At 57.9% G+C, this 7,694-nt stretch carries 7 protein-coding genes and 1 pseudogene; 3 read left to right on the forward strand and 5 right to left on the reverse strand.

Annotation, left to right across the window (positions count from 1 at the left end; all coding sequences use genetic code 11):
- From WCG50_RS15725 to WCG50_RS15745, 5 genes are all read right to left on the reverse strand, one after another.
- The coding region (locus WCG50_RS15725; protein ID WP_336900543.1) for a cobalamin B12-binding domain-containing protein at positions 1-461 on the reverse strand (461 nt) is incomplete at its 3' end.
- Positions 462-723: 262 nt separating this feature from the next.
- Complete coding sequence (locus WCG50_RS15730; RefSeq protein ID WP_336900544.1) at positions 724-1,440, reverse strand: ABC transporter ATP-binding protein; 717 nt, start codon at positions 1,438-1,440, stop codon at positions 724-726.
- Between the two features lie 18 nt (positions 1,441-1,458).
- Positions 1,459-3,405: a branched-chain amino acid ABC transporter ATP-binding protein/permease gene (locus WCG50_RS15735; RefSeq protein WP_336900545.1), complete on the reverse strand. Its 1,947-nt coding sequence runs from the start codon at positions 3,403-3,405 to the stop codon at positions 1,459-1,461.
- A 15-nt stretch (positions 3,406-3,420) separates the two neighbouring features.
- Positions 3,421-4,311 carry a branched-chain amino acid ABC transporter permease gene (locus tag WCG50_RS15740; protein ID WP_336900546.1) on the reverse strand — a complete coding sequence of 297 codons (891 nt, stop codon included), beginning with the start codon at positions 4,309-4,311 and terminating at the stop codon, positions 3,421-3,423.
- Between the two features lie 116 nt (positions 4,312-4,427).
- Positions 4,428-5,630 carry an ABC transporter substrate-binding protein gene (locus WCG50_RS15745; protein ID WP_336900547.1) on the reverse strand — a complete coding sequence of 401 codons (1,203 nt, stop codon included), beginning with the start codon at positions 5,628-5,630 and terminating at the stop codon, positions 4,428-4,430.
- 159 nt (positions 5,631-5,789) lie between these two features.
- Between WCG50_RS15745 and WCG50_RS15750 the strand changes: the two are divergent.
- The 3 genes and pseudogenes from WCG50_RS15750 to WCG50_RS15760 all read left to right on the forward strand — a co-directional run.
- A pseudogene (locus WCG50_RS15750) lies at positions 5,790-6,242 on the forward strand (MBL fold metallo-hydrolase); the annotation flags it as partial.
- 249 nt (positions 6,243-6,491) lie between these two features.
- Positions 6,492-6,902 carry a rhodanese-like domain-containing protein gene (locus WCG50_RS15755; protein ID WP_336900549.1) on the forward strand — a complete coding sequence of 137 codons (411 nt, stop codon included), beginning with the start codon at positions 6,492-6,494 and terminating at the stop codon, positions 6,900-6,902.
- 30 nt (positions 6,903-6,932) lie between these two features.
- The coding region (locus tag WCG50_RS15760) for a type III pantothenate kinase (protein ID WP_336900548.1) at positions 6,933-7,694 on the forward strand (762 nt) is incomplete at its 3' end.

The raw sequence follows: 7,694 nt of genomic DNA on the forward strand, positions 1-7,694 counted from the left end.
AAATCCTTGTCGCAGCACTGCACCATCTCGCCAATCATGCCGGCCAGGCCCATGCGCTGGCCGTCTTCGGGGCTGAAAATGCGCGTCACGCCATAGGCTTGAAGTTCACGAATTTCGGGGGGCACGATCACGCCGCCGCCGCCGCCAAACACTTGAATGTGGGCGCCGCCGCGCTCTTTCAGCAAGTCAACCATGTACTTGAAGTACTCGACGTGCCCACCTTGGTAAGAGCTGATGGCAATACCCTGCGCATCTTCCTGCAAGGCGGCGGTGACAACCTCTTCCACGCTGCGGTTGTGGCCCAGGTGAATGACCTCGGCACCCATGCCTTGCAAGATGCGGCGCATGATGTTGATGGCGGCATCGTGACCGTCAAACAGGCTGGCGGCGGTGACGAATCGCACCTTGTTGGTCGGGCGGTAATTGGCCAGGGCTTTGAATTCAGCGGACAAGTCGGACATGGATGAGTCTCCGGGTGAGTCGTATTAATAAGGCAGGGGGAATGACGTAGGCCGTATCAGAATCGCTTTCGCTGACTTGACGTTTACGTAAACGTCAATCTTAGCGCGATTTTCAATAAAAAAGGGGCGCCTAAAGCGCCCCACCTTTTGAGTCGGAATTAAACAGCTATTAAATAAATAGCTGCTTACGTAGACTGAACAAGGGCTAGACCCTGTTTTCATCTAAATTAAAGAGCGCCAGCGGGTCAGCCCCGTCGCCCACTCAACCGCCCAGATAAGCCGCCTTGACCGCCGGGTCATCCTTCAGTTTGTCGGCCGGGCCGTGCACCGAGATGCGGCCGTTTTCCAGCACATAGCCATAGTCCGCCACTTTGAGCGCTGCGGCGGCAAACTGCTCCACCAGTAGCATGGTGACGCCCTGCGCTTTCAGGCGCGAGATGATGTTGAACACCTCTTCCACCAAAATGGGGGCCAGACCCATGGAGGGCTCGTCCAGCAAAAAAACTTCGGGGTTCAGCATGACGGCCCGTGCCATGGCCAGCATTTGCTGCTCGCCACCCGACAGCGTGCCGGCCAGTTGGTTGGTGCGCTCTTTCAGGCGTGGGAACATCTCCAACGCTTTTTGCAGGTCGGACTCCACATCACCTTTGGGCCGGGCGTTGGTGTAACGCACAAACGCACCCAAACGAATGTTGTCGAGCACGCTTAGCGTGGGGAACACGCGCCGACCTTCCGGTGAGTGCGCCAGACCGCGCTTGGCGATCTGGTGCGAGTCCATGCCGGTGATGTCCTGCCCGGCCAGGCTGATCTTGCCCGACACCGGTTTGATCATCCCCGAGATGGCGCGCATGGTGGTGGTTTTACCGGCGCCATTGGAGCCAATCAGTGTGACGATTTTGCCCTTGGGCACTTGAATGGAAATACCGTGAAGCACTTCCACCTTGCCGTAACCGGCTTCCAGATTTTCAATAGTGAGCATGTTGAATCTTCTCCGCAATCAATGCACTTCTGCGCCGCTGCCCAGATAGGCTTCGATCACAGCGGGGTTGCTTTGCACATCGGCGGGTTTGCCTTCGGCAATCATCTGGCCAAAATCCAGCACCGACACCGTGTCTGAAATGCCCATCACCACGTCCATGTGGTGCTCAATCAGGATCACCGTGATGCCGTGGTCGCGGATCTTCTGGATCATCTTCATCAGCTCTGGCAAGTCCGCTGGCGGCAAGCCCGCCGCCGGTTCATCGAGCAACAGCAAGTTGGGGTTCAAGCCCAAGGCGCGGGCAATCTCCAGCATCCGCTGTTTGCCATACGGCAGGTTGCGCGCCTGCTCTTCGCTCAAGTCGGTCAAGCCGACAAAGTCGAGCAAGCTGGCCGCCTGTGCGCGTGCGGCAGCATCTTCACGCCGGTAGCGCGGCGTGCGCAGCATCACATCGAGCGTGTTGCTTTTGAAGGTGTGGTGCAGGCCCACCAGAACGTTGTCAGTGGCTGACATTTCGCCAAACAACTGCACGTTCTGAAAGGTTCGGGCAATGCCTGACAAGGCAATGTTGGTAGGGGTTTGGCCCGTGACCGTTTTGCCGTTGAACACCACCTGCCCAGCGGTGGGCTGGTAGATGCCGGTCAGCACGTTCATCATGGTGCTTTTGCCCGAGCCGTTGGGACCAATCAAACCGTGGATCGAACCCCTGGCAATGCTCAGACTCACCTGGTTCAAGGCCTTGAGCCCACCGAATTGCATCAGTACCTGCTGCGCTTCCAGCAAGGGACCGGTGCCGGTTGTTACTTCGGCATGCGGCGCGCTCCAGGGCGCTGGTTTGGCGGCAAGTGCATGGGTATTGGCACGGCTGGTCGGTCTGACAAAACGAGCGACCAGTTCACTCACAAACCCCACAACACCATCTTGCAGGTAATAGACCACAAACAGGGTCAGGAGGCCAAAAATGGTCAGGCGCCAGTCGGTGATATTTTCCAGTTGAAAAGAAAAAGCTGCCATCGCCACCGTGGCCACGACGGGTATGGCGAGTTCGCGCACCGTTTTAACTTTCTTGGCGAGATTGAATACCGCCATGCCGACCACGGCCACCGCCAGCACAGTGGCAATCTTGCGAAACAGTTCAATGTCTGACAGCAAGCTGGGCAACATCACCACAATCGCGGCCCCGATCAAGGCCCCTGAGCGTGTTTTGCGTCCACCCATGATGATGGCCAGCAAGAACATGATGGTCAACTCGAAGTTGTAGGTGTTGGGCGAAATGTATTCTTCGGAGTAGGTGTAAAGCGCCCCAGACAGACCGGCGAGGCCGGCACTGATCACGAACGCGTAGACCTTGTAGGAATAGACCGATACCCCCATGCAGTCGCACGCCACCGGGCTGTCGCGCAGGGCTTCAAAGGCCCGGCCCAGATGAGACTTCAGCAGGCGGTGTACCAAAATCAGGGCCAGGATCATCAGGACCGCCACCAGGTAGTAGTACTCGACCTCATTGAGCTTGTGGCCGAAGAAAACGGGTTTGGTGACCTTGAGGCCAATCGGGCCTTCAGTCAAAAAGGTCATCTCGTTGATGAGAATCTGGATGATGGTTCCAAAGGCCAGCGTCACCATCGCCAGATACGGCCCGGTTACGCGCAAGGCTGGCAAGGCCAGCACCGCACCGAACATGGCGGTAATGGCAATGGCCGCTGGCACTGCCAACAGAAAAGGCACGCCAAGCTTGAAGAACAAGGCGCCTGCCGCATAGGAACCCACGCCAAACAGCCCGGCATGGCCAAGCGACACCTGGCCGGTGTAGCCCACCACAATGTCCAGGCCGAACAGCAGGATGGCGTAGATCAGGATGGTCTCAACCAGGTGGATGTAGTAGGGGTTGACCACCAACACCGGGAACAATCCCAGTGCGGCGATGCCGAGCACGGCAAAGAAGAAAGATTTGCTTTGAATTTTCATGGTTGTGTGATTCCGTCAAACCTTCTTGATGGCCATCTTGCCAAACAGACCGGCCGGCTTGATCGCCAGCACCAGCAGCAGCAGGACCAGCCCGGGCACGTCTTTGTAGCCGGTAGAAATGTAGTAACCGGTGGTGGTTTCGGCGATACCCAAAATCAGGCCGCCCACAATCACACCCACCCCTGAAGTCAGGCCACCGATGATGGCCACGGCAAAGGCTTTGAGGCCCAGCACCGAGCCCATCGTGGCGCCAGTGAGCGTCAGCGGGGCGACCAGCACACCGGCCACCGCAGCGGTGACCGATGACAAGGCAAACGAGAAGGTGATGACCGCCCCGGTGTTGATGCCCATGAGCGAGGCTGCATCGCGGTCATTCGACGTGGCCACCACTGCTTTGCCGTAAATTGATTTGCGGTTGAAAATTTCAACAATCGCCATCATGGCCAGCGCACCGACTACCACCACAATTTCCATCGGCAACACATTGGCACCAAACAGCTTGATCGGCGCTTCAGACAAGGGCGAAGGGAACTTCAGGTCGTCCTTGCCCCAGATGTTTTCGGCGACGTTCTTGAAAATAATGGCCAGCGCAATGGTGGACATGATCCAGCCAAACTCGCTCTTGGCTTTGATGGCCGGGCGCACTCCGATCCACTCCACCACCGCGCCCTGTAAAGCGCCAAACACAATAACCACCGGAATCATCACCCAGTAGTTCAGGTAGGGTCCGCCGTGAATCGTGCCCGCGAGCGAAAGGCCCACCAGCGCCCCCAGCATCAGCGACTCGCCCTGGCCGAAGTTCAGCGTGCCAGACGTGGCGAAAGTAAGCTGGTAACCAAAGGCGATCACGCCATAAATCATGCCCAGCGCGATACCGCTGTAGATGAGTTGCAAGAAAATTTCCATACCTGACCTCGATTAAAAAATGGGTGAATTCGGCGCCGCTTTGGCTGGCCTGAAGACTGAAAAAGCCGGGGAAACCGGCTTTTTCAGAGGCTACTTAAAGCAGAGCCAACTCAACGTTACTTCTTGGCGGCCTTGGTGCGAACCTCGCCACCTTTTTTCTTGTCTTCTTCATAGGCGTAGACCACTTTGCCATCTTGGACCTTGCCGATCACCGCCATGTTGATGGTGATAGCTTCGTGGTCCTCTTTGGTAAAGGGGCGGTTGTAGGTGGTCACAACGCCTTCAACCGGGGCCTTCAGGTCTTCAAGTGCCGCCAGCACTTTGGGGCCTTCGGTGGAGCCGGCCTGCTTGATGGCAGCAGCCAGCAAGTAGATCGAGTCATAGCCTTGCGCCGCCGACACCGGCGACGGAATACGCGTCACTTTGTAGGCTTTCTGGTAGGCATCAATGAAGCTCTTGCGCTTGGGGGTGTTGGGTTCCTGAATGAAGGTTTGTGGCATCAGGGCGTCGTCGGCATTTTTACCGGCGTTGTCAATGAAGTTGCCCATGGACAGCGTCCAGGAACCCATCATGGGAACCTTCCAGCCGAGCTTGATCATGCCGTTGGCGATTTGTGCCAGTTCAGGGCCGATGCCGTAGGTGATGACCACCTGGGCGCCCGCTTCTTTGGCTTTCAGCAACTGGGGCGTCATGTCGACGTCCTTGATGTTGTATTTTTCGATCGCCACAGCGGTAATGCCCTTGGCTGCGAGCGCTTTCTCCAAGTCGGCGCGGCCGAGTTGGCCGTAGTTGGTGGAGTCGGCCAGAATCGCGACCTTGGAGAGTTTTTTGCGGCCAATCAGTTCTTCCACAATCATGGCGGACTGAATCGTGTCATTGGCCGAGTTGCGGAACACATAGTTCTCGGGCTGGTCGGCAAACTGCTTGGTGATGGTAGTGGCGGTGGCCACGTTATTCATGACCGGAATCTTGGCTTCCTGGTAGAAGCGCTGCGAGGCCAGCGCCACGCCAGAGTTGATGTAGCCGAGTGTTGCGACCACTTTTTCTTTGTTGATGAGTTCTTGCGCAATTTGAACGCCACGCTCGTTCTTGGCTTCGTCATCACGCTCGATCATCTCGATCTTGCGGCCCAGAATGCCGCCCTTGGCATTGATCTCGGTGACGGCCAGTTTGGCGCCGTCGCGCATTGAAACCCCCATCGGGCTTGAGCCGCCGGTCAGCGGGCCTTGCAGGCCGATCTTGATGTTGTCAGCCGCAAAACTCAGGCTGGCAACAGCCAGGGCAACGGAACTAAAAGCCAGATTTCGCACGAATTTCATTCGAGTCTCCAAATAGTAATGGGGGGTTTAATCAGATAAAAATTTATCGTTTTTTTATTGTGCTTTGATCAAACCGTACTACCCATCGGTGATAACCCTGCCGTAAACGTTTTTAAAATCACAAGAATATTTAAATTTTTTCATCATCAGGAGTCCGACATGAACCCCATTCAGCTTTTTGATCCGGCGTCGAGCACCTACACCTACCTGTTGTTTGATGAAGCCACGCGCGAGGCGCTCATCATTGATCCTGTGGATGTCCAGCTGGAGCGAGACCTCGCCACCCTGCGCCAATATGGTTTGAAACTGCTGTGGACGGTTGAAACCCATGCCCACGCCGACCACATCACCAGCGCCGGTCAGCTGACTGAGTTGGCGGGTGCCAAAACCGCCGCGCCCGAGGGCTGCGGCATCAGCACCGCCGCCGTGCAACTCAAGCTGGGTGATGTTTTGTCCTTTGGTGCTGAGCATGTGAAGGTGCTGCACACGCCAGGCCACACCGCCGGAAGCATGAGTTTTTTGTGGCGAGACCATGTCTTTACGGGCGACACCTTGCTGATCAATGGCTGCGGCCGCACCGATTTTCAATCAGGCAGTAGCGAAGCGATGTACCACAGCATTACCAAGGTACTGTTTGCCTTGCCCGATGCCACCACCGTCTGGCCCGGCCATGACTACCACGGGCGTACGCATTCCACGATTGGCGCAGAAAAAGCGGGCAATTCCCGGGTCGCAGGCAAGTCGTTGGACGAATTCACGGCCATCATGGCGGCGCTGCATTTGCCCAAACCCAAGCGCCTCGACGAGGCCGTGCCGGCCAACCTCAGCTCGGGCTTGCGCCACGATGCCGGTGGCGAGGCCTTGCACGCAGCCCGCCCGGCGACCGGTTATGCCGGTGATGTTTCGCCCCAACTGGCCTGCCAATGGTGGCAGTCAGGCCAAGCGGTGCTGGTCGACGTGCGCACCGATGCCGAGCGGGAATGGGTCGGCTTTGTACCGGAGGCGGTGCCTCTGGCCTGGAAACAGTGGCCGGGCATGGCCATGAATGCCGCTTTTGACGAGGCGCTCAAAGCCGCGGTGCCGCCGGGGAAAAAAGTGGTTTTGCTGTGCCGCAGCGGGGTGCGCTCAATCGCTGCGGCCAAGCGCGCCACCGAATTGGGACTGGAGGCTTACAACATCCTCGAAGGCTTCGAGGGCGATCCGGACCCGCACGCGCAGCGCGGCCACAAAGGCGGCTGGCGCTTTCACAGCCTGCCTTGGCGCCAAGGCTGAAATAGACTTAAGTTTGGGGATAATCGCGGCATGAAATTCCTGGCCATTGATGTTGGTAACACTCGCCTCAAGTGGGCGCTGTACGAGTCTCCCCATACTCAAGCGCCGCTGCTGGCGCACGGGGCGGAGTTTCTTGAAAACATCGACAAACTGGCCGATGGACCTTGGGCCACGCTGCCCGTGCCGCAGCGCATGTTGGGTTGCATCGTGGCCGGTGACCACCTGAAACGCCGGGTCGAGGAGCAAATGGAAATTTGGGACGCCGCCCCGCAGTGGGTGGTCGCAAGCTCCTTTGAGGCCGGGCTGACCAATGGCTACGATTTTCCGGCCCGATTGGGCGCGGATCGCTGGGTGGCGATGATCGGTGCCTGGCACCGCTTGCTGGCCCAAGGCCCGGCGCGGCCGATGGTGTTGGTCATGGTCGGCACCGCCGTGACGGTGGAGGCGGTTGATGCCAGCGGCAAATTTTTGGGCGGCATCATCCTGCCCGGCCATGGCATCATGCTGCGCGCTCTGGAGTCCGGCACTGCCGGGTTGCACGTGCCAACCGGCGATGTGTGCGAATTTCCCACCAACACCAGCGACGCTCTCACCAGCGGCGGCACATTTGCCATTGCCGGTGCTGTGGAGCGCATGGTGCAGCATGTTCGGCAACACTGTGGCGCCGAGCCCAAATGCTTCATGACCGGTGGCGCCGGGTGGAAGATGGCACCCAGCATGCTGGGCAAGTTTGAGTTGGTCGATAACCTTATTTTTGATGGTTTGCTGGAGATGGCGGCTTGCCGGTTTAAT

It is taken from the genome of Rhodoferax sp., from assembly GCF_037143375.1.
GTDB lineage: Bacteria > Pseudomonadota > Gammaproteobacteria > Burkholderiales > Burkholderiaceae_C > Rhodoferax.

Bases quoted from the DNA above. Each gene is read 5' to 3' on its own strand.
- WCG50_RS15735 (WP_336900545.1), bottom strand. From the start codon at position 3,405: ATGAAAATTCAAAGCAAATCTTTCTTCTTTGCCGTGCTCGGCATCGCC.
- WCG50_RS15740 (WP_336900546.1), bottom strand. From the start codon at position 4,311: ATGGAAATTTTCTTGCAACTCATCTACAGCGGTATCGCGCTGGGCATG.
- WCG50_RS15745 (WP_336900547.1), bottom strand. From the start codon at position 5,630: ATGAAATTCGTGCGAAATCTGGCTTTTAGTTCCGTTGCCCTGGCTGTT.
- WCG50_RS15730 (WP_336900544.1), bottom strand. From the start codon at position 1,440: ATGCTCACTATTGAAAATCTGGAAGCCGGTTACGGCAAGGTGGAAGTG.